Origin of the sequence: Zhengella sedimenti (genome assembly GCF_046506625.1) — a bacterium.
GTDB lineage: Bacteria > Pseudomonadota > Alphaproteobacteria > Rhizobiales > Rhizobiaceae > Zhengella > Zhengella sedimenti.
The window spans coordinates 15632-41215 of record NZ_JBKFFP010000010.1 but is presented as its reverse complement, the minus strand read 5'-3'; the positions used below and the strand labels follow the sequence as shown (position 1 = coordinate 41215).

Below are 25584 nucleotides of genomic sequence, written 5' to 3'. Positions count from 1 at the left end.
AGCCTCAAAACAGCCGGGCAGGGTAGGGGGCGACGGCGCCATCGCGGATGACTCTTTTGCCGCCGGCAAGCACAACACGAAGTAGAGGCGGAAAGGCCCTCCCGCGACCGGCCTGGATCAGATCAACTGTTGACGCACTGCAAGCGCGACGGCGTGGGTGACGTTGGTGGCATCGAGCTTCCGCCGAGCATTTTGCAGGTGATACTCGACCGTCCGGACTTTCGTCCCGACGATTTGCGCGATTTCGGACATGCGCTTGCCTTTTGCCATCCAGCTCAGGCAGAGCCTCTCTCTAGGGCTTAACTTGACGGTGACAGCAGGCATTGGCTCGAGCATCCAGCGCCGCGCATAGACATCCACGTGCGATGCAATCGAAGCGGCAAGGAAGGGGCATTCTACCAGGCAATTGTCACACCGGTTCGACGACGCAAGCGTGAATAACACAGTCCGGCCGAACCCGGCCGACACGGGCACAGATATCCCCGATGCGATACCATGATCCCCGGCTTCTCCGAGGAAGCGCACCTGATCCGGCGATAATGCCCGTGCAATGTCGCGTTCGGACCACGCAAAGCAGCGTTCAGAACGGCGGGCTTCCTGCACGACGGGATCGATGCTCGCGTATTTCTTGTTGATATAGTGGCCTTGCCATGCGCGCGGGTACGTCGAAAACGTGTCGATCTCCGGCCCACAAACCGAGAGATAGGCGAACCAGTCAAACCCCAATTGGCCGGCGAACTCCTTCACCGCGGCTTTGACAGGCGCCATCCCATGGGCCGTTTCTAGTGCGTCTCGCAACTGGTCGAAGGCTTTGCTCGGCAACGATCCTCTCCGGGTGTTTTTGTCCTCAATTCGGGTAGTCGCAATTTCGCGTTGCATCGCAATTCAGCCATAAATGCGGCAACGGCCCCTCGGCACTCCCCCCTGTCTATCACGGCGACGACTGTCGATCCCCTGTGACTTTTCACAGCTGGTGGTGCGCGGCCGTACGGGATTCAAGAGACCGCAATTCAATGGGTTAAGGATTGGGTCATGCGCGTCGTCGCCATTTGCCGTACGAGGGCTACAAGTAGTGAGCAACGTCTGCTCGAGCGCATGCACGAACTGCGCGCAAGGGTCTTCAAACACAGGTTAGACTGGGACGTCCACGTAGAGCACAACCAGGAAAAGGACGAGTACGACCGGCTCGATCCGACCTATCTCGTGCTCGTCGGCAACGATGGTCACGTGATCGGTTGCGCCCGCCTCCTTTCGTCCACCGGACCGACGATGCTCGGTCAGATATTTCCGTTTCTGGCGGGCGCTGCTCGCATGCCCCAATCGAGCCGCGTCGTCGAGAGCTCGCGCTTTTGCATCGACACCGAACGCAGCGAAATCGTCTCCGCGAGCGGACTGCGCGACGCCACGCATACCTTGTTCGCCGGCATCATTGAATGGTCGATGGCCAATGGGTACGACCGGATCGTCACGGTGACGGACGTTCGGTTTGAGCGCATTCTCAGCCGAGCGAAGTGGCCACTGGAGCGGCTCGGGTCTCCACATCCTATTGGCAATACCATTGCTGTCGCGGGCCTCTTATCTGCCGACGAACCCAGTCTCGAGCTGGTGCGGCCGTCGAGCTACGTCTCCCTCTTCCCGGCCGCTGTGGAAGCCGCGGCCTGACCAAAGCAGCCGGGCAGGAGGGCGGTTCATGAGCGAGTCGAAACGACGGCTGATCCTCGGTCTGCAGGACGCACTTGGCGCCACGGTCACGACAGCGCTCCATGACCCCGACGTTGTGGAGGTCATGCTCAACCCCGACGGCAATCTATTTATCGAGCGGGTAGGGCAGGGGATAGCGGCGGCGGGGCGGATGGCCTCCCATGACGCCGAGACCGTCATCGGCAAAGTCGCCCACGCCCTCAAGACCGAAGTCGACCAGGACCGACCGATTATTTCCGGGGAATTGCCCCTTGGCGGACATCGCTTTGAGGGGATTTTGCCACCGGCCGCGCCTGCGCCGATGTTCACGATCCGCAAGCGCGCGTCGATGCTGATCCGCCTCGATCAGTATGTCGCCGACGGCATCATGACGCCCGAGCAGGTTGATGTGATCCGCGATTCGATCGTGAACCGGCTCAATATCGTAGTGTCGGGAGGCACTGGAACGGGCAAGACCACGCTCACCAATGCAATCCTGGCGGAGCTGGTCGAGACGACGCCGGAGCACCGGCTGGTGATCCTGGAAGACACTGCCGAGATCCAGTGCGCGGCGGAAAATCATGTGATCCTGCACACCACAGACACGGTCGATATGGGCCGTCTATTGAAGTCGACGATGCGGCTGCGTCCGGATCGCATCATCGTGGGCGAGGTTCGCGACGGCGCTGCCCTCACTCTCTTGAAGGCATGGAACACCGGCCATCCGGGCGGCATCGCGACGGTTCACTCGAACTCGGCCGGCGCCGCTCTTACCCGTCTTGAACAGCTCGTTGCCGAAGTCAGCTCCCAGCCTATGCCGGAAGTCATCGGAGAGGCGGTCGACCTGATCGTCTCGATCGAGCGCGCGCCCGGCGGGCGAACCGTTCGCGAGATCCTGAAGGTCGAAGGCTTTCGCGACGGGCGATACCTCACCTCGCCGGTCGGCGCGTCGAAATCCGAATCCATCCAGGGAAGAAATCTTCATGTCGTCTAAGAAGGCTTTCACGCTCCTGCTCGGCCTCGCGGCCGCATCGCTCGTCATGATCGAACCGGCGCTCGCCAGCGGCGGGGGAGGGGGCCTGCCCTGGGAAGGGCCTCTGGAACAGATTCAGGAATCCATCACCGGCCCGGTCGCTGGCGCTATCGCGCTCGCCGCGGTCGCCATTGCCGGCGGCATGTTGATCTTCGGCGGCGAGTTGAACGATTTTGCGCGGAGGCTCTGCTACATCGTACTCGTCGCCGGCATCCTGCTCGGTGCAACGCAAATCGTCGGCCTGTTCGGCTCCAGCGGTTCGTCCATCGGCGTCCCGCTGGAGGCGCACGAACAAGAGCCGGTGGTTGCCCCGCATGGCTGAAAGGGAAAGCCGGCTGGCGACGGCGCGGATACACCGTGCCCTTTCGCGTCCGACGCTGCTCTTTGGGGCTGACCGTGAGCTCGTGCTTCTGACCGGGCTCGCCGCGGTCATTCTCGTCTTCGTCATCCTGACGACCGTATCGGCGCTGCTCGGCACGGTCATCTGGATCGTGGTTGTCGGGCTACTGCGCATGATGGCGAAAGCCGATCCCCTGATGCGCCGCGTCTACCTGCGCCACATCAGATACCGCCCCTACTACCGGCCGACCTCCACGCCCTGGCGGACGTTCTGACTTATGGTTGCACTCAAGCGATTTCGTCATTCCGGCCCGTCCTTCTCCGACCTGCTGCCCTATGCGGCCCTGATCGATAACGGCACGCTCTTGCTCAAGGACGGGAGCCTGATGGCCGGCTGGTATTTCGCCGGTCCGGATAACGAAAGCTCGACCGATTTCGAGCGCAACGAGGTCAGCCGCCAGATCAATGCCATTCTCGCCCGGCTCGGATCGGGCTGGATGATCCAGGTCGAGGCCGTGCGCGTGCCGGCGACGGCCTATCCGGCCCGGGACAACTGCCATTTCCCCGACAAGGTAAGTGCGCTGATCGATGAGGAACGGCGCAAGCGTTTTGAGGCGGCGGACGGGCACTATGAGAGCCAGCACGCCATCATCCTGACCTATCGCGAACCGGAGAAGCGCAAGTCCGGCCTCGTCAAATATGTCTATTCCGACGATGAGTCCCGCGCGACCACCTTTGCCGATCGCGCGCTCGATCACTTCCGGCGTTCGATCCGCGAGTTCGAGCAATATATGGGAAACGTCGTCTCGATCCGCCGCATGGTTACACAGGAGACCGAGGAACGCGGCGGAACCCGTACCGCCAAATATGACGATCTGCTGCAGTTCGCCCGCTTCTGCATTGTCGGCGAAAACCATCCGGTCCGCCTGCCCGACATTCCGATGTATCTCGATTTCGTCGTCACGGCCGAATTCCATCACGGTCTCTCGCCGCTGGTCGACAACCGCTATCTGGCGGTCGTGGCGATAGACGGCTTTCCGGCCGAGAGCTGGCCAGGGATTCTCAATTCTCTGGACCTGATGCCGCTCACCTATCGCTGGTCGAGCCGCTTCGTCTTTCTCGATCCGATCGAGGCCCGCCAAAGGCTCGAGCGCACGCGCAAGAAGTGGCTGCAGAAGGTCCGGCCATTCATGGACCAGCTTTTCCAGACCAATTCGGGGGCGATCGATCAGGACGCTGCGCTGATGGTGGCGGAGACGGAAGACGCCATTGCCGAGGCAAATTCGCAGCTTGTCGCCTATGGCTACTATACGCCGGTCATTATCATGTTCGACGACGACGAGGCGCGCCTTCGCGAAAAGACCGAAGGCGTGCGCCGGCTGATCCAGGCCGAAGGCTTTGCCGCTCGCATCGAAACGCTGAACGTCACCGAGGCGTTCCTTGGGAGTCTGCCCGGCAACTGGTACGCCAACATCCGCGAACCGCTGATCAATACCCGCAACCTTGCCGATCTGGTGCCGCTCAACTCGGTCTGGTCGGGCTCACCGGTTGCGCCGTGCCCGTTCTATCCCGACGGCTCGCCGCCGCTGATGCAGGTCGCAAGCGGATCATCGCCGTTCCGCCTGAACCTCCATTCCGGCGACGTGGGTCATACCCTGATCTTCGGTCCGACCGGATCGGGCAAGTCGACCCTTCTGGCGCTGATCGCGGCACAGTTTCGCCGTTACCGGCAAGCACAGCTCTTCGCTTTCGACAAGGGCAAGTCGATGTACCCGCTGACGGTGGCTGTTGGCGGCGATCACTACGATGTTGGAGCAGGGGAGGCGCTGACCTTCTGCCCGCTTTCCCAACTGGACGACGATGGCGACAAGGCCTGGGCGGCCGGATGGCTGGAAACCCTTGTCGAGCTGCAGGGTGTGAAAGTCACCCCCGATCATCGCAACGCGATCGCCAGACAGATCGCGCTCATGGCCGCCTCGACGCGCCGGTCGCTCTCCGATTTCGTGTCGGGTGTGCAGATGCGGGAGATCAAGGACGCGCTGCGTCATTACACAGTCGACGGTCCCATGGGGCATCTGCTCGATGCCGAGGAGGATGGCCTGACCCTCTCGGATTTCCAGACGTTCGAGATCGAGGAATTGATGAACCTCGGCGACCGCAATCTCGTGCCGGTCCTGCTCTACCTGTTCCGTCGCATCGAAAAGCGCCTGACCGGCGCCCCCAGCCTCATCATCCTCGATGAGGCCTGGCTGATGCTCGGCCATCCAGCGTTCCGCGAGAAGATCCGCGAATGGCTGAAGGTGCTGCGCAAGGCCAATTGCGCCGTCGTTCTGGCAACGCAGTCGATTTCTGACGCGGAAAAGTCCGGCATCATCGACGTGCTCAAGGAAAGCTGCCCGACCAAGATTTGCCTGCCCAATGGCGCGGCACGCGAAAGCGGCACACGCGAGTTCTATGAGCGTATTGGCTTCAATGAGCGGCAAATCGAGATCGTCGCAACCGCTCTTCCGAAGCGCGAATACTACGTCGCTTCGCCTGACGGGCGGCGTCTGTTCGACATGGCCCTCGGGCCAATCACCCTGTCTTTCGTCGGCGCGTCCGGAAAGGACGACATCAAGCGCATCGATGAGCTGCGCGTCCACCACGGCGACGAATGGCCCGTCCACTGGCTCAAGCAAAGAGGTATCGAAAATGCCGAAGCTCTTCTTGCCTAGTTCTCTCGCAAGCGTCCTGATCGCTGTCAGCCTTGCCGCGCCAGCCCAAGCCAGCGGGGCGCTCACCGGCGCGACCGAGTTTACGCAGATCCTCAACAATGGGGAACTGATCGCGCTCGGCGGACAGAACGCCGAGCAGATCGCAAATCAGGTGACGCAGATCTCCAACCAGGTGGAGCAGATCGCAAACCAGATTCGCATCTACGAGAACATGCTGCAGAACACCATGCAGCTTCCCGATCATGTGTGGGGGCAGGCTCAACAGGACCTCGCCAACCTGCAAGGCATCGTGCAGCAGGGGCAGGGCATGGCGTTCTCGATGGGCAACCTTGACGATGTGCTCAAGCAGCGCTTCCAGAGCTATACCGATTTCCAGAACGGTCTTCCGAACGGGCAGGATTTCTCGTCGAGCTATCAGTCCTGGTCGGACACCAACCGTGACACCATCGGTGGAACACTGGCGGCGGCTGGCCTCACGGCCGATCAGTTTGCGACCGAAGAATCCACCATGGCGCAACTGCGCTCCCAATCGGAGTCCGCCGATGGCCAGATGAAGGCGTTGCAGGTCGGGCATCAGATCGCGACGCAGCAGGTCGAGCAGATGCAGAAGCTTCGCGGCCTCGTCTCCCAGCAGATGACCATGATGGGCACCTGGTATCAGTCGGAGCAGGCTGAAAAGGATCTCGCTCAGGCTCGCCGCGACGCATTTTTCGGCTCTACCGCTCCGTCCACCTCCGGCGGCCAACAAATGCAGCCTCGGTGGTGACCCCATGGCAACGCTCAAACTCCCCGTCGTCGTCGCGATCGCGATCGTTGCCGCCCTTGCGGGCGGCGCGGCATCCTATGTGTTCATCCCGAACGCCGATCCGGAAATGAAGGCGCTCCTCGAGCGCCAGGTCGAACTTGCCGAGCAGGAAGCGGCGGCACGCGAGGAAGCCGCCGAGCGGGCAAAGGACTTTTTCAACGCAAATCCCGACGACTACCCCACGTCGGGAGGCCAGCAGATGGCGCCCCGCTGGGGCGACAACTGAGTCATGCGCGCTTCGATGCTTTTGAGATTGGCTGGGCTGATGATCGCCGGGCTTGCCATGGTCGATCCGGCCTTTGCGCAGGACGGTTCGATCCTGACCGATCTCGAAAACCAGGTCGCCAGCGCATCGCAGGGCTGGCAGGACACCGTCATCGATGCGGCAACCTCGCTGTTCTGGATACTGGCCGGCATAGAAGTGGGTATCGCGGCGATCTGGCTCGCGATCCAGGCGCCATCGCTCGACACATGGTTTGCAGAGCTTGTGCGGAGAATTCTCTTCATCGGCTTCTTCCTCTTTGTTCTGCAGCAGGGTCCGGCCTTGGCCAAGTCGGTTGTCGATAGCCTGTTCCAGATCGGCGCGGATGGCGGTTCGGCTTCGCCGGCCGACGTCTTCAATGCCGGCGTCAAAGTGGCATCCGAACTCTCGGAAAACGCCCGGTTCGGCCTTTGGGAGGACAATGCCCTCGCCATGGCCTCGGTCTTCGCGATGATCGTCGTTGTCATCAGCTTTGCCCTCGTAGCGGCGATCTTCGTGGCCGTGCTGGTCGAAATGTATGTCGGTCTGCTCGCCGGCATGATCATGCTTGGCCTTGGTGGCTCGTCCTTTACCAAGGATTTCGCAGTCCGCTACCTCGTTTACGCCTTCTCAGTCGGCATGAAGCTGATGGGCCTCGTGATGATCGCGCGCATCGGCTCCGAGGTGCTAATCGGCCTTTCGAACGATACGGCTTCCGACGATCAATTCCTCACTACCCTGACGATCGCGGGCATTTCGGTCGTCGTCTTCATGATCTCCATGTACGTGCCGAACATCATTCAGGGCGTCGTCCAGGGCGTTTCCGTCGGCAACGGCATGGAAGCCATCCGCAGCGGTGTCCAGGTTGCCGGGTTCGCGGCGGTCGGTGCTGGCATGGCGGCCGGCGGCGCCGGCGTCGTCAAAGGTGGGATGGCTGCCGCCTCGGCGGCATCGCAAGCCGGCGCATCGCGTGGCGCGGCTGCAATGGCCGGGTTGAAAGCCGCGGGTGGCGCGGTCGGCTCCGCGGCGACCGACAAGTTGATGGGCATCCCCGGCGCCAAGATGGGTTCGACCCTCGGCCTTGCCAACGACAAGCTGCGCCAAGGCACCAATCCGGGCACCAGTTCCAGAAGTTCAAACAAAAAGATGGACGCCGACTCGTGAGGTCGGCCGGCCGTATCAGGCGAGGCTAGATGGCGAAGCGAAAATACCCCGACAATCCGTATCTGGCCGCCCGCTATGAGTGGAACGAGCGCTACGGCAGCTACATGCGCGCGGCCTCGGCCTGGCGCACCGTCGGCCTGCTTTCGATGAGCATGGCGGTGATCGGGTTCGGCTATGCCCTCTATCAGTCGACACAAGTCAAGCTCGTTCCCTATGTGGTCGAGGTCGACAAGCTCGGCGCGGCTGTCCTGGCCGGCTTCCCCGCGCAGATCGAATATGCCGACGAGCGCGTTGTGCGCTCGATGCTCGGCGCCTGGGTGTCGAACTTCCGGTCGATCACCCCGGATGCGACCGTGCAGAAGGGATATATCGACCGCACCTACGCGATGCTGAAGCAGCAGGACCCGGCGACCGAGAAGGTCAACAACTGGTTCCGCAACAATTCGCCTTTCGATCGCGCCCGCACCATGACGGTCTCGATCGAGGTCAACAACGTCGTCGCCCTCTCGAACCAGAGCTACCAGGTCGACTGGAGCGAGATCGAGCGCGACCGCGCGGGCAAGGAACTACGCACCCGCCGCTTTCGCGGCATCGCCACCGTGACTCTTTCGCCGCCCCAGGACGAGGCGGTCATTCGTCTGAACCCGATCGGCCTCTACCTCGAGGATTTCGATTGGACAGCCCAGCTTTGAGAAACGCTCGCGGAGTAAGAGTAATGTTGAACCTCAAGAAAATGCACGCGGGCGTGTGTGCGGCAACCCTGTTGCTGGGCACGTTCGCCCTCAATGTCGCCGTTGCGGCCGATCAGCAGGGCCTCAGCGGCAACGAAGCGCGGGGAACCGGACTTTCCACTCAGTGGCAGGGCACGGCCGCGGTGATGACGCGGGGGCCGGACGGCAAGGTCATTTACCTCTACGGCCAAACGCAGCCGTCCGTCGTTTGCTCGCCCCTCCAGCTCTGCGAAATCGAGCTGCAGGCCGGAGAAGCCGTGCGTGACGTGCTGGTGGGCGACACGGTTCGCTGGAAGGTCGAGCCGGCAACCTCCGGCTCGGCCGAAGGCCAGAAAATCCACCTGATCGTCAAGCCTTCGGAACCCGGGCTCGAGACGTCCATGGTGGTGACGACATCGCGGCGCACCTACCACATCCGGCTCAGGTCGCATCATCGCGACTACATGGCCCGCGTTGCCTTCGAATATCCCGAGGACGTGCAGGCCAAGTTCGATGCCCTCAACGCGCGCGTCGAGGCGAGCATCATTCCCGGCGCCGGCGTCCCGGCCGAAAACCTGAGCTTCAATTTCACTATCAGCGGACAGGCCCGCTGGCGCCCGACCCGCGTCTACACCGATGGCGCCAAGACCTACATTCAGTTCCCCGGCCAGATGATGAGCGGCGATGCGCCGGTGCTGTTCGTCGTCTCGGGCGGCGAAAACCGTATCGTCAATTACCGGCTCAACGGCACGATGATGATCGTGGACTATGTGTTCGATCGCGCCGTGCTGCTTTCCGGCGTCGGCTCCCGCCAGCAGAAGATCACCATTTCGAGGAGGGGCTGATCATGCGCGCCATCCACCGACTTTCCCGTGTTCTGGCACTCGTTCTTCTCACCGGCGCAACAACCGGATGCACCACCACGGGGGGAGGATACTTCACGCCGACCGTCAGTGCCGATGCCGCCGATCTATCGCCGGCCGCGGCTGCGGCCGTCGCCGGCGACATGGTCTCCAAGCTCGCCGAGCATGTTGGCCCGGGCACCGGGACGATCGTCATCAAGCCCGACGATTCCGCATTCGGCCTCGCGCTCGAAGAGTCGCTGCGCGGCTGGGGCTATGCCGTTGCTTCGAACCAGGAGGCCTCCGGCGACACGATGATCCCGCTCGCCTATGTCATCGACACGTTCGAGGGCGCCGTCATGACCCGGATTTCGACGCCTTCGGTGGAGCTGACCCGCTCCTATGCGATGTCGGCGACCGGCGCGACACCGACAAGCCCGCTGTCTGTCATGCAGCGTACGACCTGAGGGGGGAGCCATGAGTTCGCTCGATCTCTCTCCCGGCGCCGAAGGCGGCGACGAGAAGCCCAAAATCCGGCGCTTGAACAAGCTGCCGGTCTTTCTCTTCATCGGCCTGGTCGTCCTTTTCTTCGGCGTTATCATTTGGGGCCTCTCGATCCGCGGCCTCAACCGGAGTGGGGGCCCGCTCGATACCTCGACCGGCGCGCCGGCGACCGATTTCGCCGACCAGCTCAAGCGCGGCGTTTCGGATGGCGTGATCGAGGAGCCGCGCCCCGCGCAGCAGATCCAGGTGGTGCAGCCGGTCGAACTGGCGGAAGACGAGCCGCAATCCACCAATCCTTTCCAGCGCCAGCCGACAACACCGCAACAGCAACAGGCGACGCCGGTCGAAAGTGAAGCCGACTGGCGAGAGCGGCTGCAAAGGGAACAGGACGAGCAGATGTTTCGCTTGCTGCATCAGCAGCGTATGGCCCGGCTCCAGGCCGACGATGCCGCCTATGACAGCCCAATCGCGATCGATATCGGTAACGTAGGGCAAGCCGCACAAACGGGAACGCCACAATCGACAACGGGGCAGGGGGCGCTTGGCGATCGCGCCGGCATGGCCGATCTCTATGCGGCTGCGCTGCGCGCTGGCGGCGCCGGGCAACAGGCCGATCCGAACAATCAGGCCGGAAAGGCAGACTTCTTCAATCAGAACATTGCCGATCTCGGCTACCTGCCGAACCGCGTCGTACCGCAGCAGTCGCCCTTTGAGCTCAAACGCGGCTCGGTGATCCCGGCAACGCTCGTGACCGGCATCAACTCCGACCTTCCCGGCCGTATCACCGCCCAGGTCAGCCAGAACGTCTATGACAGTGCGACCGGCCACCGGCTGTTGGTGCCACAAGGGGCCAAGCTCTTCGGCCGGTACGACTCCAATGTCTCGTTCGGGCAAAGTCGCGTGCTGGTGATCTGGACCGATCTCATTTTCCCGAATGGATCGACACTGCAGATCGGTGGCATGGCCGGCGTCGACGCGCAAGGCTATGGCGGCTTCCGCGACCAGGTCGACAACAAATACCTGCAGACCTTTGGCTCGGCGATCCTCATCGCATTGATCGGGACGGGCATCGACATGGCCGTGCCGGAAAGCTCGACCCTTGCGACGCAGGACACCGCCTCGGATGCGGCACGAAGGAATTTCGCGGAAAGCTTCGGGCGGGTAGCGGATCAAACCATTTCCCGGAATCTCAATGTCCAGCCGACCCTCACCATCCGCCCGGGCTATGGGTTCAACATAATTGTGGAGCAGGACATCATTTTCCCGGGAGCCTATCGCTGATGGCGAAGCTGTTTTCGCTCGCCCGCAATGCCGCCGCGGCTATCGCGGTTGGAGTGTTTCTGACCGGTTGCCTCGTGCTGGAAACCATCGACGCCACCATCGTGCTCGAGGGGTACGAGTACGACATGCGTGTCGAAACCCGCCTCGCTGATCCCCGTGTCGTTAAGGCGCTTGCCGACGGCCACGTGCTCACAGAACAGGAAGAGGACCGGATGCGGGCGGAAGAGCGCAAGGCGGCTCGAATGCCCGGCTTTGAGAGCTTCACCTACGCCGGGGAAGGGCGCTTCGATCTCATCGTCAATCTCACCGGTGAGTTGGATGCAAACGGGTCCGCAATCGGCGTCCCCAACACGCGGGCGAAGTCGCAAGCCGACAATTTCTTGAGCATTCGGCGCATGGACGACGCAACCATTGAAGTCAGTACCCCGGAGATCCCGGACCGGGCCCGCGCCGAGCTCGATCAGATCGCCATTGTGCCCAACGGAACGCTGAATGTGACCGTGTCCGGCACGGTCATTGAGACCAATGCCGACGAAACGCCCGGGCTCTTCGGTGGAGCGTATCGCTGGAACATCTCGTCATGGGATGACCGCGTGTTTCTCAAGTTCAACCCCGCTGTTGACTGACACGGGAGGAAAGTCCTTTCAACATCCCGATGCTCTAACATCCATGGAGAGCGTGCTTGGGCCCGCGAAGGCGGGCCGCTACCGTGACCGGTTAAAATTTCTGCGCACCGTCATCGCGAGCGAATATTTCAACGACGCGAGCGCATGGCTCGATGACCCCGCGTGCCGCGAAGGAGGATGAATGCCCCGCTACTATTTCCACATCTTTAGCGACGACGTGGAATATCCCGACCGAAAAGGTGAGCCCCACGATGACGACGCTCGAGCGATCGCCATGGCACGCCAGATCGTGTCAGAAATCGCCGAAGAACCGGAGCATCGCGAGATCGAGGTAAAAGTGGTTGGCCGAAATGGACGGGCGGTCGCAACGGTCGATATAAAGGGCCTAAAATAGCGACGCAGCAAGTTGTCAAAGTGCCTTTAGGCGTCGACCTATGAACCTTTCGCCGCCCGTTCCGGTCATAAATCTCGACGTCCACCGCGATTGCTTCGCCGAATAACCGTTCCTGACTTGGTTTCTCTGTCGCCGCCTGAAATTGCCTTCGTCGTCGCGGCGGACGATCCTCGAGTGATGCGACCATAGCAATTTCTGCTCACACCTTGCCCCCAAAAACACGCGGGTAGGCAGCATTCCACCGGACCATTGACTCCGAATGCAGCACTCACTATCTATCTCACGTGAACAACGTGAGGAACGTGATTCTATGAAGATCGACATGCTGGCCATTGGTGGCAGCGACGTCCTCGCCGGGGCGCTGAACGGCAGGTCGGCGCTGAACGAGCTTTTGAATACGTCGGCCGCCGAACCAGCAAACCCGGAGCCGGTCTTTCTCGATTTCACCGGCATCGAGGTCGCGACGGCTAGCTTTCTGCGCGAGAGCGTTCTTGCCTTCCGCGATATTGTCAGGGGGCGACGCTCGAAATTCTATCCGGTGGTCGCCAATGCCAATGATACAGTGCGTGAAGAGCTGCTGGAGTTGCTGATGCCCCGCGGAGATGTATTGATGTTGTGCGCGCTGGATGAGGCGGACGCAGTAACAATGGCCGCCCCGCTCGGTGAACTTGATCCGAAGCAAAGGCTCACTTTCGACCTTGTTCACGAGCACGGCGAGACTGACGCCGGCGCATTGATGCGCGAGTACGGCAAGAGCGAGGGGGTAAAACACACGACGGCTTGGAATAACCGGCTGGCTTCCCTCGCATCTCTTGGCCTCGTCATCGAAACGAGCCAGGGCCGCGCCAAGCGCTATCGGCCGCTGTTTGAAGGAGTGTAGAGACCATGGGGGCTGAATTCATCGAAAAGGCGGCGCCGAGCTTCAAGAAGGCGTGGGACCGCGCACGGGTAAAGCTCGCGACGGCCGACCTGTTCACACGCGTCCCCGATAGCGCCGCAAGGACGGCGGAAGCCGACATCATCGGCAACGCCAGGCTCAGCACCGGGGACCAGCTTACCGTCGAAAACAAGAACGGGACGCTGATCGCCCGACGAGGCATGAGCGATGTCGCGCGCTTCACCAATCCCGCGCCGGAACTCGTACTGGCCGTGGCCGCCTCCTGCGGCATAGCCAAGGGCACGGTGCTGGATGTTCATCCCATCGCAGGGGTCGCGGAGATCTCACTATGCTGACCCGTTCCGATCCCGCTAAAGTCAAGCCGCAGGCACCCCGCCATCGGCGCAATCCGCGTCGCGAGCGCCGCCTCTGGCACGATCCCGAAGTGGCGAGCGCAGCCCTCGGCTGCGCCACCTGCCCGGAGAAGGAGATTTGCGGCGGGCTGCGGCTGAACACGCCCTTCATGGACTGCCTGCAGTTCTGCTGCGGCAATCCGGAAGGTTGCGACCGCGTCTGCCGCAACCATCCTGACTTCGCCGATCGCTACCGTGAAATCGGCGGCTTCAACCTCTATAGCGTGCCACGCGCCCCTTTGCTCAATGCGGTTGGCCTGCCCCGCCTTGTCCCAGTCATCTATCACCCCACCGCGCGCAGCATGCCGCCCACTGCCGCGACCGTAGCGCTTCCGCTTTACCGTATGTTCGACCGGCGTACCGGCCTACCGCGCTTTGTGAGCCGCGACGCGCTCGGCGAGGCATTCGGCATTGGCCATCAGGCGTCGGTGATGCTGACCGGTACTGACATCGACCGCCCGCTCGAGCGCTGGTGGGGGCTCGGCGAAGCCGGCCGCCGGCCGATCATCCAAGCCCTCATCGCCGCCGGCGTCGGCATGGTGACGACGCCGAACTACAGCCTGTTCATCGACCGGCCGCGGTGGGACGACTTGCACGCGATGAAGCGCATCGCGATCGTCCATGAAGAGTTCTTGCGCGAGGGCCTGCCGGCCGCGCTCCATGTCAACGGGCGCACTGAAGCAGACTTTGCCCACTGGATCGCCTTCCTCGCCGCCCGGCCTGAGGTCACCCATATCGCCTATGAGTTCACCACGGGCACCGGCTGGTCCGGGCGGCGCGAGCAGCACGCGGCTTGGCTGGCAGGATTGGCCCGGGCCGTCGGCCGCCCGCTGCACATCATCGTACGCGGAGGCACCGACGTCCTGCCGGTGATTGCCCGCGCATTTTCGGGGATCACCGTTCTCGACACGTCAGTGTTCATGAAGACGATGATGCGCCAGCAGGCCTATCCCAAGGGCAACGCTGCCCTTGGCTGGCGAGGCGCGCCGACAGCACAGGGGGCCCATGTCGACCATCTGCTTGAAGCGAACTGGCAGGCGACCGACGCGTGGATTGGCGATCTGATCGCCTCCTCACGTTCGGCTGAATCGGCGCCGATGGCCGGATGACGGAAACCGAGCCCGCGATATTGGATTTCAGGATGCTCGACGGGCTGGCCTTCGCGGCCGCGCGGGGCCGCTTGAACGAGGCCGCCATTCCCGCGCTCACCGCGTCCGAGATCGGCCCGCTCTTCGAACTCTCGAACCTTGCCGACGACGGCTTACTTCCCGCACCGCACGTTGCCCTCTGGCTGACCACAAATCTTTTTGGTCCGATGCTGGACGCCATCAGGCACGGCACGCGAGAGTGGGTCTGCCCGCAAACGCGGCGCGCGGGCTTCCTAAGCACCGCCACGCCGCACGACATCAACGCATGGACGACCTTCGGTCTAGCCGCCCAGCAAGCTGCAACGGCGGAAGGATTTCCCAAGGCCATTGCCGCCCAGCTCACTGCCGCCATGGGCGAGCTTCACAGCAACATCTACGAGCATGCGCAAGAGCCGCAGAGCGGCATCGTCGCGTTCCGCGCCTCAAAGGGAAAATTTGAGTTCATATCATCCGATCGCGGCATCGGAGTTCTGAATAGCCTGCGCAGCAACGCGGCCTATGCTAGGCTCAATGATCACGGCGAAGCGCTGCGCTTGACGCTCACCGACGGCATCTCGCGGTACGAACACCAGGCGGAACGCGGCCACGGTTTTCGGCCGCTATTCATCGGCCTTGCCAACCTGAACGGCGCGCTGCGCTTCCGCTCCGGCGACCATGCCCTACTGATCGACGGCAAACAGCCCACACTTATGACGGCTCGCCCGGCACAGAAGCCCCAATTGAGAGGATTCTTTGTGTCGGTAAGTTGCGCGGTGAACGGCCATCCTCGACACGGCGCCTGATCATCACCAGGCATGCTGCTGGGAATTTCGGTGGAACACAGCGTGAAAACGGATTGGCAAGGCTGTCCCGAGCAATTCGACAATTGTTTTAGATAGGCCGTCACTCTAGACTGAGGTGATAGGTTCCTATCATAGCGCGGTGAACGGGATGACGGGTCGCATAAAGGCACGTACTAGCAAGCCCATCATCAAAGAGAAGCGACAAATGCTGCTTCATCTGGACAGCGACGTGATCAAGGATCTGAAAAAAGCTGCTGTTGATCGCGAATCGACGGCATCGGCGATCGCAAATGAAGCGATCGAGACTTGGCTCAAGAAGAACGAGCTTCGCGGAGGGTGACCGATCGGTCTAAGCCGGCGGTCAAATCGGGGTTGGGGTAGGCATGACAATTCCAAATGTATTTGAGCTTTGCAGGCCTCGCGAGGACGTGGAAAAGGGAACAATTGCTGACAGCGACTATGCGGCCAATCTCGCGAATGTCCTGACCGGTCGCGCCTCGCGCGACTACACCGACGCTCCAACGTTCTTCACGAACACTTATCCCACCGAGGGGCTGAAAGAGCTTCTTGTCAACGTCTGTGGCCGACTGTCTGGCCGCGGGGAAAGCGTGTCAGCTGTTTTCCGCCTCGATACCTCGTTCGGCGGCGGTAAGACGCACGGCCTGATTGCCCTTGTACACGCAGCAGCAGGGATGCAGGGTGTCTCGAATACCGCGGAATTCCTCGATCCAACCCTCGTGCCAACCCAGGCCGTCCGCGTTGCAGCCTTCGATGGCGAGAATGCCGATCCGGCGAACGGTCGGCCGATGGGCGAGGGAATCCGCGCCCACACGCCTTGGGGCGAGATCGCCTACCAGCTGGCTGGGAAGGCTGGATACGAGATCGTGCGCCGATCAGACGAGCAGCGAATTGCTCCGGGTGCCGACACCATAAAGGAACTATTCGGTTCCGATCCAGTGCTCGTCGTTCTCGATGAGCTGGGCGAGTACCTTCGGCGAGTTCAAGGCATGGGTGGGCGCGATCAACTGACCGCCTTCCTCAAGGCGCTGCTGACCGCGATCGAGAGCACCCCGCACGCGGCAATCGTGTATACCCTTGCGGTTCGATCCGACGGCAAGGGCGTGGACGCCTTCGCCGACGAGAACGAATTCCTCGCCAGCGCCATGTCGGAACTCGAAAGCGTCTCCGGCCGGAAGGCGACCAACCTCAATCCGACACGGGATGATGAAACCGCAAAGGTCATCCGACGCCGCTTGTTTGCGTCGATTGACGATTCCCGCGCGACGGAAGTGATCAACGGTTATCGCGAACTTTGGAGCATCCATCGCGACATTTTATCGGAAGAAGCCAGGCGCTCGACCACCAGCGCAGAATTCGCGCAGACCTATCCCTTTCACCCGGACGTTCTGGATACGCTCACCGGGAAAACGGCCACGCTCGGCGGCTTTCAACGCGTGCGTGGAATGCTGCGCATTCTGGCAAAGACCGTTGCGACCGTCTGGGCAAGCCGTCCTTCCGATGCGTCCGCGATCCACCTGCATCACGTCGATCTGGGATCGGATGTCATTCGCCGGGAATTCACGACGCGGCTGCAGCAAGGCGCCTTTGTGCCGGCGATTCTCAATGACATTGCTGGGCCGCCCGAGAAACTGGCTTTGGCCCAAGAGCTGGACGCGAAAAACTTCAAGGGCCTGCTGCCTTATGGCACCTACGTCGCCCGCACAATCTTCATCCACACCCTCGCGTTCAACAACGACCTTAAGGGCGTCGCAGCCGACCACTTGCGCTATTCGATCCTCAGCCCTGCAGCGGACCTTTCCTTCATCGACGATGCGAGGACGAAATTTCGCGCGGAATCCGCCTATCTCGATGATCGGCCGAACGCACCGCTGCGCTTCAACGCCGAAGCCAACCTAACGCAGGTCATCGGTCGGGAGGAGAAGAACATCGATCCCGGTGAGGCGCGCACCCAGCTTGTGGACAGGGCAAAGGCGATCTTCGGCGGCCAATCCTTCGACCTCGTGCCTTTCCCCGGCGGGCCATGGGATGTCCCGGACGACGTATCGGACGGCAAGCCGCGGCTTGTGCTGCTTTCTCACGACGCGCTGGAAATCGGCGCCGATCTTCGCGAGATGCCCGAGATCGTGGGACGCATGTTTGAGCGCAAGGGCGCCGACGGCAACGGCCTGCGGTCCCTGCGGAACAATCTGGTTTTTGTCGTCGCGGACGAAACCAAAGTGAACGAGATGAAGCGCGCGATCGTGCGCCGCCTGGCCCTTCAGGAGCTTAAGCGGCCCGAGCGCGTCAAGGAACTTGCCGAGCACCAGCAAGCTAAGGTCTTCGAACTCGAGAAGAAGTCCGAGACAGAGGCGGCTATAGCGATCCAGCAGTGCTATCGCCACATCCTCTACCCCTCGCGCAATGCGCTGAGCGGCACGGGCTCGGTGCAGCTAGCGCATTCGGTCATCGATATTCAGAATGCCTCCGAGCGCCCAGGATCAGGCCAGCTTCAGGTCGTTCGCCAGTTGCAAAGTCAGAACAAGGTTCGAGACGCTTCCGACTCGCCCGATTCCCCCTCCTACATCCGCGACCGCACACCCTTGAAGAAAGGGCAGATGACGACGCGCGATCTTCGCGACGAATTCCGCCGCGACCCCTCACTCTCGATCCTCCTGTCGGATGACGTGTTCCGCAAGGCGGTCCGAAAGGGCATCGAGGAAGGCGTCTATGTCTACAAGCGCGGCGATCTCCTGGCCGGGCAAGGCGATCCGATGCCGTCGATCAACATCGATGAAGAAACGACGATCTTCACGATGGACTTCGCCAAGACCAAGGGCGTGTGGCCTCGGCCGGCGCCCGCGTCGGCGGCCCAACCCGCATCGGCCGGAACTGGCGCTTCGATTTCGGGCGAGCCGCTCCCGCCGATCGGCGGAGCACCGGGCGAAGGCTCGGCGGTCGGCTTCGGCGAACGACCACAAGGTGGCCCGGATGGAGCTGCCGTCGCAAATGCCAAAGTGTTCACCGCCGAGGGCGTCTTGAAGGAAGCACTACGGAAGGTGATCGAACAAGCCAAGACCGCGAAGCTCGAAAAGGTAGATCGCGTGGTGATCCGCCTGTTCGAATATGGTGACGCCTTCAAGCTGATCCCGATCGCAAACACCGTCGCTGGAACAAAACGGTCGGTGAAGCTCACGGGCAGCTTCATCACAACGCAAGACAGCGAGATGCAGTTCGAATTCAGCGGCGTGGCGCAAGATGCGTCGACGATGAAGGACTACCTCGAACCTCAGTTCAGGGCGGCGAAGGAGACCGATCTGCAAACCAGTATTTCGTTTGATTTCGAAAACGGGCTCGCGCTGGATGGGGATGCCGCGGACAAATTCATCGAAAAGCTGACGCGCTTTGCGAGCGCGGCTGCGTATGTCGAAGCAACGGCGGAGGTGAAGTCATGAATGTGCCGCGCCGCAAGGACGAATTCATAATGGTGTCGAAAACCCAGCCCGTTTACGAACTGCGCGCCCGTCGCCATGGCCCTGGCGATACCGAGGTTGAAGTCTGGCAACTGCCATCGATTGTGACTCCACAGATCACCGCTCCGATCCGCCTTGCGGGCCTTCGCGGACGTAATCTCGAACTGGCTGAACACCGGGTACTCAAGCGCCTGAAGGAAAGCGGCATCCGCCTTGATCTCCTGCCGATCGAGGGCATGGGATCGGCTTTGTCGGAAGAAACCGCGCTGCGCCTCGCGCTGCTGTTCCGGACGCTCGCCCCAATGCGTAACCGCGACAACATGCGCCTCGTCGCCGAGGGCATCGAGGTAATGGGCAAGGAAGAAGCTGGCTATTGGCTCGGCATGTCGGTTCACCGCAAGAATCCGCGCCGCGTGCTGACTGCGCTCCGCATCCTGCTCACTGACCCAGCGAAATGATGGAAGATGAGCGTATGTCGGATGTGCGGCTGATTGAACGTTGGTTGCCGATCGCTGAAATAGGCATTGAGAGTCTTCGGGAACGCACGCCAATGACGCCGTTCCCTGCTCCCAACCGCTTGCACGTCTGGTGGGCGAGGCGCCCTTTGGTTGCGTCCCGGGCTGCCGTGTTGGCTTCGTTGTTGCCAGCCAATGCCGACCACGATGCCTTTCTCCATGTTCTGGGCATTCACGGTGATCCAATGGCGTCGCGCCGACGGATCGACCGGGCAAAGCGGATTGGCGAACGATTTGAAGGCGAGGCCTACACTTACAAGCGCGCTTTCTCATATTCACCTTCTCCATCGGAAATGGCTGCAATCCGAAGGCAGATTGGAAGCAACATATCTGTCCTCGATCCGACGGCGGGCGGCGGAAGTATTCCGTTCGAGAGCAGTCGGATGGGCTTTAAGTCGTATGCCAACGATCTCAACCCAGTAGCAGCTACGATTCTGAAGGCGACAGTAGAAACTCCGCAGCGTTTCGGCGTGAAACTTCTGGACGAGTTTGATGAAATCTCAAAGAAATTCGTCGCGCGACGCGAGGTCCTCCTTCGTTCGGCATACCCGCCTGAGCCGGAGAAGAACTGCGTTGCGACCAATTATATTTGGGCACGCACGATCTCCTGCCCGTACTGCGCGGGAACGATACCGCTCTCTCCGAACTGGCGCTTGAATGGGGCCGGCCTTGGGGTTCGATTGAAGCCCCATTTGGGCATTGGACCAGGGACCACTGGTCGCTTCTGCTCATTCGAGATCGTGACTAACATTTCAGAGCATTCGGCTGGAACCGTTTCCGATGGCGACGCCACTTGTCCCTTTCCAGATTGCGCCCGCGTTATCGATGGCGACGAGGTCAAGCGCCAGGCACAAGCCGAAGGAATGGGCGATCAACTGTTCACCGTCGTATTCAAGCGGCGCATCGAAACTAGGCTCAAGTCTGGGAAGCTTGGCAAGCCGAGATGGGAAAGGGGTTATCGAGCTCCTCGCACGGAAGACAGCATCGAGGCGGATATTGCCGCCCAAATAGATAGGAAGCTTCCAGAATGGGAGGCGCTTGATGTCATCCCAAGCGAAGCATTCCCTTCGGACACAAATGACGATCGACCACGTCAGTATGGTATGCCGCTTTGGCGGGATATGTTCTCGCCACGCCAGCTTCTTGGTCATGGACTGGCATCCGAGATTTTTCGTGACATGGTTGAGGAAGACAGACTCGCCGGTCGTCTGACTGATGTTCGCCGGGCCGCCTACATCTATCTCAGCTTCAGCCTCGATAAACTCCGCGACTACAACTCTCGAATGACACGGTGGCACGGCAATCGCGAAATCATGGTCAACACCTTTGATCGCCATGATTTTGCGTTCAAATGGTCGTATGCCGAAATGGTCATTACCACGGATAGTGTTGGTTATGATTGGGCTATCGAACAGACCGCGAAATGTATCAAGGAGCTTGTAGAGCTATCGACACCTACAGGGTCCAAAGATGGACCACTCTTTGGAGGAGAAAAGGTAGCGCCGGCCGAAGTTGTAATCTCGTCAAAGTCCGGCTCTTCTCTTGATCACATTGCCGACGGCTCAGTCGATGCTGTCGTGATGGACCCACCCTATGGCGCGAACGTTATGTATGCGGAGCTGTCCGACTTCTTCTATGTGTGGCTGAAGCGCACCGCGGGGCTAGTTGCGCCCGAGCTTTTCACAAGACGCCTTACCGACAAGCAATCCGAAGCAGTCGCCAACAAGGCCCATTTCAAAGGCCAGAAGGGCGCCGACGCGCTCGCGAACCGCGACTATCAGGAAAAGATGGCCGCGATCTTCGCGGAAAGCCGGCGAGTGCTGAAACCGAACGGCATCATGACCGTGATGTTCACGCACAAGGACACAAGTGCGTGGGATGCGTTGACGAAGGGATTGATCGAAGCGGGCTTCATTATCACCGCCTCCTGGCCGGTGAATACCGAGGCCGAAGGCTCTCTCCATATCAAGGACAAGGCCGCCGCCAACTCCACAATCTTCCTCGTCTGCCGCCCGCGCCCGGCAGATCAGGGCGACGAGACGACCTATTGGGAAGATGTCGAGCCGCTGGTGGCCAAGGCCGTCCGCACCCGGGTTGAAGAATTCCAGAAGGCCGGGATTACCGGCGTCGATCTCTATCTCGCGTCCTTCGGGCCCGCGCTGGAAGAATTCTCGCGCCATTGGCCGCTGAAGCGCGGGACACCGCGACCCGAACCGCTGGCGAAGAGACGCCGCAAGCAGGCCGAACTATTCGAGGAAGAGTTCGATCCCTACGCGGTGACGCCGGAAGACGCGCTCGATGCCGCACGTCGCGAGGTCAAGACGTGGCGGTTGAACCAGCTCACCCATACCAAGGGACGTGGCGATCTCGATGCGACCACCTCGTGGTTTGTGCTGGCCTGGGACGCGTTTAAGGCGCCGGTGTTTAGCTACGATGAAGGCCTGCGGCTCGCCCGTGCAGTGGGCGCCGATCTCGATGGCCAACTGATTGGCAAGGTCTGCGAAAAGAAGGGCTCGGATATCAAGCTCTGGGATAGCGCCACGCGCGCTGCCAAAAATGCACTCGGCCCCGCCGACGGATCGCGCGCCATGATCGACGCGATCCACCATGCCGCCCATCGTGGCAGGACGCGAACCCTAGAAGCGGCTTTCGATCTTCTCAAGGATGCGGGGATCGATGGCGATTCCCAATTTCTGGCCGCTCTCGAAGCCGTGCTGGAAGTTCTGCCACCCTCGCGTAACTTTGTCGGCTTCGATGTTGCCACCGGCGATGCAAAATCGGCGGCCGATGATTTCGACGCCCTTGAGAAGCTGCGTCGTCTCGCCTTCTCCGACAAGGTTGATGAGCCCCAACAGCTATCGCTCTTCACAGAGGAGGCTGCTTGACGCTTCTGCGCGACACCGCATGGCGCCTCAAATATACACCGGACGATGGTGACCTCGTCCGGCTATTCTATGTGCCTGCGTTGCGCTCGGCCACTCGATACGATCGCCTTACAGGCTATTTCTCGGCACGCGCCTTGGCGCTTGCTGCCCGGGGCGTCGAAGGGCTAATCGTCAATAATGGGCGGATGCGCCTGATCGTCGGCTGCACTCTCGGCGAAGAAGAGGTTGCGGCCATCGAGCGCGGCGAATCTCTCCGCGACGCCGTTGAACGGACGCTAATCAAGATGCCGATCTTGACGGCCGATCCGCGGACGATCGATGCCCTCGAACTTGTCGCCTGGATGGTGGCCAACAGCTTTCTCGATGTGAAGCTTGCCGTGCCCTGCGACCTCGACCGCCGGCCGATCCGCGACGACAGCATCTTTCACGAAAAGACCGGCATCATCGAGGACAAGACCGGCGATCGGATGGCCTTCAACGGTAGCATCAACGAAACCGAATTCGGTTGGACGCGGAACTGGGAAAGCTTCAACGCCTTCACGTCGTGGAATGACGGCCCGCGCGTTGACGAAGAAGAAGCAAGCTTCGCGAAGCTCTGGGCTGACCGCGCCCGCCGGGCGATCACGCTTGATGTGCCAACGGCGCTGCGCGAGCAACTGCTGACCTTCCTGCCCGACCCCGAAAAATTGCCTAAGCGCCTCGCTGAACACGACGACCAATCGACGGGACCATCGGCACCCAGACCGACTCAAGGACCGGCCCATGATGATGAGCCAATCACTATTGGGCCGGGGCCAAGTGTTTCGATCGATGAAGAACGCCAGGCCGTTTGGGAAAAGATCGCCAACGCTGCCGTTCAAGCCATCGGCGGCGATCGCGTGGGCGAAGCGACTTCCGCGGTCGTGCCTTGGCCGCATCAAATCCGCGCCTATCATCGCCTCTATGACAACTGGCCGCCGAAGCTTCTGATTGCCGATGAAGTTGGTCTCGGGAAGACGGTTCAGGCCGGGCTGCTGCTTCGCCAAGCTTGGTTGGCGGGCAGGATCAAGCGCGCGCTGGTCCTCGCGCCCAAGAACGTCTGCAAGCAATGGCAGATCGAACTACGCGAAAAGTTCAACCTGAATTGGCCGATCTACGATGGCCAGAAATTGACGTGGTATCGGTCGCCGGCGCGGGATCATGATTTCGAAAAGCCGGTGTCTCGCGAGGCGTGGCATCGTGAGCCATTCGTGATCATGTCGAGCCATCTCGCGAGGCGCCAGGATCGACAACGCGAAATTCTGGAAGCGGCCGATCCGTGGGATCTCGTTGTCCTTGATGAAGCGCATCACGCCCGAACGAAGGGCGCTGGAACGCCGCAAGCCAAAGGCCCGAACCGGCTTCTCCAATTGATGCGGTCGTTGCGGCGTCGAACGGACGGGCTAATCCTCCTTACCGCAACACCCTTGCAGGTCCACGCCACGGAACTCTGGGATTTGCTCGACCTGTTAGGCCTGCCGCCTGAATGGACACCGGATGCCTTCGTCCGCTTCTTCTCAGAAGTCGCGAAGGAACCTGTAACCAACGAAAGCCTCGATTGGCTTTCGGCGCTCTTCCGGGCGAACGAGGCCCATTTTGGAGAAGTCTCGCGGGCGGATGCGGAACGGCAGACCCGGCTGAGCGGACTGAAGACCCGGAAAGTCCTCCAAGCGCTGCGCGATCTGGTTTCGATACCGCGCCGGCAGCTTTCGCCGGAAGAACGCCGCACGGCGATTGCGATCATCAAGCGATCGACACCGGTCGGCGCGCTCGTTTCGCGCCACACACGCGAATTGCTGCGCAAATACTTCAAGGCCGGCAAGATGTCGGCTGCCATCGCAACGCGGCAAGTCGAAGACCGCTTCATTCCGCTGTCGGTAGAGGAAGGCGACCTCTACCAGCAGGTCGAAACCTACATTTCCGAGACATACAATGCCGCGGCGCCTGATGCCCGCAACGCCGTGGGATTCGTGATGACGATCTATCGCCGGCGCCTTGCGTCAAGTTTCCATGCCCTTCGGCAGACGATGGAGAAGCGAAAAGGTGGTGTAGGAGGGTTTCTCACCGCAGCCGATGAAGCCAGGATCGATGAGGACGTCGCCGACCAAGTCGAGGCCGGCGAAGAAATAGATATCGAAACTGTGTCAGAGGACGAGCGACGCGCCCTCGCGTTCGAAGAGATCGCGACCATCGAAACTATCGTGGCTGATATCACACTGCTGCCGACCGACACTAAGGCCATCGAGCTTTCGAAGGTTCTGGCCGAGCTCAAGGGCAGCGGCTATCCGCAGGTGATGGTGTTCACCCAGTTCACGGACACGATGGATTATCTTCGGGACCTGCTTGTCGGCGCCGGAAACTCGGTGATGTGCTTTTCCGGTCGCGGCGGTGAAGTGCGCAACACCGATGGCACTTGGAGGTTGATCACGCGCGACGATGTCAAACGGCGCTTCAAGGAAGGCCGTTCCGAAGTCCTGGTGTGCACCGACGCAGCTGCCGAAGGTCTGAATTTCCAGTTCTGTGGTGCTTTGGTGAATTACGATATGCCTTGGAATCCGATGCGCGTTGAACAGCGGATCGGGCGCATTGATCGCCTCGGTCAGCGGTTTTCTGATATTCGGATCATCAACCTGCACTACGAAGATACGGTCGAGGCCGACGTCTATCGCGCGCTGCGCAGTCGCATTTCGATCTTCGAAAAGGTTGTAGGCGGGCTTCAACCAATCCTCACGCGCTTGCCACGGCTCATCGAAGAATCGGTCTTGTCCACCTCGAACGCCCCTGACGCCAAGCGCAATGATGCTCTTCAGGCGCTCGAAAATGCGATATCTGCAGGGGACGATTCTGCCCTCAACCTCGATGAGTTCGCGGATGAAGACCTCGAGGTGCCGGTCCGTCTTGATCCGGCCATAACGCTTTCCAATCTCCGTGCCGTTTTGGACAGGCCGATATTGCTGCCGCTCGGGACAGAAGCTGTTCATCTCGACGAGAAGGATTACCGCCTCGTCGATGGATTTTTACCGCATGCGGTGCGTATCACCGTAGACCGCGAATTCTACGAGATGCACGCCGATAGCGTGGAGTTCTGGACCCCTGGCAGTCCAACATTTCCGGATTTGGATATCTATCGGCGCTGACTCACC

At 61.1% G+C, this 25584-nt stretch carries 24 protein-coding genes; 23 read left to right on the top strand and 1 reads right to left on the bottom strand.

Annotation, left to right across the window (positions count from 1 at the left end):
* Positions 1-117 precede the first annotated feature (117 nt).
* On the bottom strand, positions 118-822 hold the full coding sequence (locus ACLB6G_RS19400) for an autoinducer binding domain-containing protein (RefSeq protein ID WP_185910480.1): 705 nt from the start codon (positions 820-822) through the stop codon (positions 118-120).
* Between the two features lie 210 nt (positions 823-1032).
* Here ACLB6G_RS19400 and traI point away from each other — a divergent pair, with 210 nt between their 5' ends.
* From traI to ACLB6G_RS19285, 23 genes are all read left to right on the top strand, one after another.
* On the top strand, positions 1033-1662 hold the full coding sequence (gene traI, locus ACLB6G_RS19395; protein WP_154386557.1) for an acyl-homoserine-lactone synthase: 630 nt from the start codon (positions 1033-1035) through the stop codon (positions 1660-1662).
* Positions 1663-1690: 28 nt separating this feature from the next.
* The gene (gene trbB / locus ACLB6G_RS19390) at positions 1691-2674 is read left to right on the top strand and encodes a P-type conjugative transfer ATPase TrbB (RefSeq protein WP_154386558.1); all 984 of its coding nucleotides are present in this window, start codon (positions 1691-1693) and stop codon (positions 2672-2674) included.
* Complete coding sequence (locus ACLB6G_RS19385) at positions 2664-3035, top strand: TrbC/VirB2 family protein (RefSeq protein WP_154386559.1); 372 nt, start codon at positions 2664-2666, stop codon at positions 3033-3035. Before trbB ends, ACLB6G_RS19385 begins: the two co-directional genes overlap by 11 nt.
* The gene (locus tag ACLB6G_RS19380; RefSeq protein ID WP_154386560.1) at positions 3028-3327 is read left to right on the top strand and encodes a conjugal transfer protein TrbD; all 300 of its coding nucleotides are present in this window, start codon (positions 3028-3030) and stop codon (positions 3325-3327) included. The genes ACLB6G_RS19385 and ACLB6G_RS19380 overlap by 8 nt, the downstream gene beginning before the upstream one ends.
* 3 nt (positions 3328-3330) lie before the next feature.
* Entirely contained in the window at positions 3331-5766 is a 2436-nt protein-coding gene (locus ACLB6G_RS19375) for a conjugal transfer protein TrbE (RefSeq protein WP_154386561.1), read from the top strand.
* Positions 5744-6532, top strand: coding sequence for a P-type conjugative transfer protein TrbJ (gene trbJ, locus ACLB6G_RS19370; RefSeq protein ID WP_154386562.1), 789 nt, complete (start codon positions 5744-5746; stop codon positions 6530-6532). The genes ACLB6G_RS19375 and trbJ overlap by 23 nt, the downstream gene beginning before the upstream one ends.
* 4 nt (positions 6533-6536) lie before the next feature.
* Complete coding sequence (locus tag ACLB6G_RS19365; protein WP_154386563.1) at positions 6537-6797, top strand: DUF2749 domain-containing protein; 261 nt, start codon at positions 6537-6539, stop codon at positions 6795-6797.
* 3 nt (positions 6798-6800) lie between these two features.
* Positions 6801-7976, top strand: coding sequence for a P-type conjugative transfer protein TrbL (trbL, locus tag ACLB6G_RS19360; protein WP_154386564.1), 1176 nt, complete (start codon positions 6801-6803; stop codon positions 7974-7976).
* A 29-nt stretch (positions 7977-8005) separates the two neighbouring features.
* A complete protein-coding gene (trbF, locus tag ACLB6G_RS19355) occupies positions 8006-8668 on the top strand; it encodes a conjugal transfer protein TrbF (RefSeq protein WP_154386565.1) in 663 nt (220 codons plus the stop codon).
* Between the two features lie 41 nt (positions 8669-8709).
* Positions 8710-9531: a P-type conjugative transfer protein TrbG gene (trbG, locus tag ACLB6G_RS19350; protein ID WP_246188832.1), complete on the top strand. Its 822-nt coding sequence runs from the start codon at positions 8710-8712 to the stop codon at positions 9529-9531.
* Between the two features lie 2 nt (positions 9532-9533).
* Positions 9534-9995 (top strand): conjugal transfer protein TrbH, encoded by a 462-nt coding sequence (gene trbH / locus ACLB6G_RS19345; RefSeq protein ID WP_154386567.1) that lies wholly within the window; start codon positions 9534-9536, stop codon positions 9993-9995.
* A gap of 10 nt (positions 9996-10005) precedes the next feature.
* Positions 10006-11313, top strand: coding sequence for an IncP-type conjugal transfer protein TrbI (gene trbI / locus ACLB6G_RS19340; RefSeq protein ID WP_154386568.1), 1308 nt, complete (start codon positions 10006-10008; stop codon positions 11311-11313).
* Positions 11313-11939, top strand: a complete 627-nt coding sequence (locus ACLB6G_RS19335) for a hypothetical protein (protein WP_154386569.1) — start codon at positions 11313-11315, stop codon at positions 11937-11939. The genes trbI and ACLB6G_RS19335 overlap by 1 nt, the downstream gene beginning before the upstream one ends.
* Before the next feature lie 181 nt (positions 11940-12120).
* A complete protein-coding gene (locus ACLB6G_RS19330) occupies positions 12121-12333 on the top strand; it encodes a DUF6894 family protein (RefSeq protein WP_154386570.1) in 213 nt (70 codons plus the stop codon).
* Between the two features lie 310 nt (positions 12334-12643).
* Positions 12644-13213, top strand: coding sequence for an STAS-like domain-containing protein (locus ACLB6G_RS19325; protein WP_246670854.1), 570 nt, complete (start codon positions 12644-12646; stop codon positions 13211-13213).
* Between the two features lie 5 nt (positions 13214-13218).
* On the top strand, positions 13219-13566 hold the full coding sequence (locus ACLB6G_RS19320; RefSeq protein ID WP_154386571.1) for a hypothetical protein: 348 nt from the start codon (positions 13219-13221) through the stop codon (positions 13564-13566).
* Positions 13560-14732, top strand: coding sequence for a DUF4417 domain-containing protein (locus tag ACLB6G_RS19315; protein ID WP_154386572.1), 1173 nt, complete (start codon positions 13560-13562; stop codon positions 14730-14732). The genes ACLB6G_RS19320 and ACLB6G_RS19315 overlap by 7 nt, the downstream gene beginning before the upstream one ends.
* On the top strand, positions 14729-15553 hold the full coding sequence (locus tag ACLB6G_RS19310; RefSeq protein ID WP_154386573.1) for a hypothetical protein: 825 nt from the start codon (positions 14729-14731) through the stop codon (positions 15551-15553). Before ACLB6G_RS19315 ends, ACLB6G_RS19310 begins: the two co-directional genes overlap by 4 nt.
* 205 nt (positions 15554-15758) lie before the next feature.
* Positions 15759-15893: a hypothetical protein gene (locus ACLB6G_RS19305; protein ID WP_256438744.1), complete on the top strand. Its 135-nt coding sequence runs from the start codon at positions 15759-15761 to the stop codon at positions 15891-15893.
* 88 nt (positions 15894-15981) lie between these two features.
* Positions 15982-19005 carry an ATP-binding protein gene (locus tag ACLB6G_RS19300; protein ID WP_246765470.1) on the top strand — a complete coding sequence of 1008 codons (3024 nt, stop codon included), beginning with the start codon at positions 15982-15984 and terminating at the stop codon, positions 19003-19005.
* A complete protein-coding gene (locus ACLB6G_RS19295; protein ID WP_154386576.1) occupies positions 19002-19481 on the top strand; it encodes a DUF7680 family protein in 480 nt (159 codons plus the stop codon). The genes ACLB6G_RS19300 and ACLB6G_RS19295 overlap by 4 nt, the downstream gene beginning before the upstream one ends.
* The gene (locus ACLB6G_RS19290) at positions 19478-22423 is read left to right on the top strand and encodes a DUF1156 domain-containing protein (RefSeq protein WP_246670855.1); all 2946 of its coding nucleotides are present in this window, start codon (positions 19478-19480) and stop codon (positions 22421-22423) included. Before ACLB6G_RS19295 ends, ACLB6G_RS19290 begins: the two co-directional genes overlap by 4 nt.
* Positions 22420-25578: a DEAD/DEAH box helicase gene (locus tag ACLB6G_RS19285; protein ID WP_154386577.1), complete on the top strand. Its 3159-nt coding sequence runs from the start codon at positions 22420-22422 to the stop codon at positions 25576-25578. The genes ACLB6G_RS19290 and ACLB6G_RS19285 overlap by 4 nt, the downstream gene beginning before the upstream one ends.
* The last annotated feature ends 6 nt before the right edge of the window (positions 25579-25584 follow it).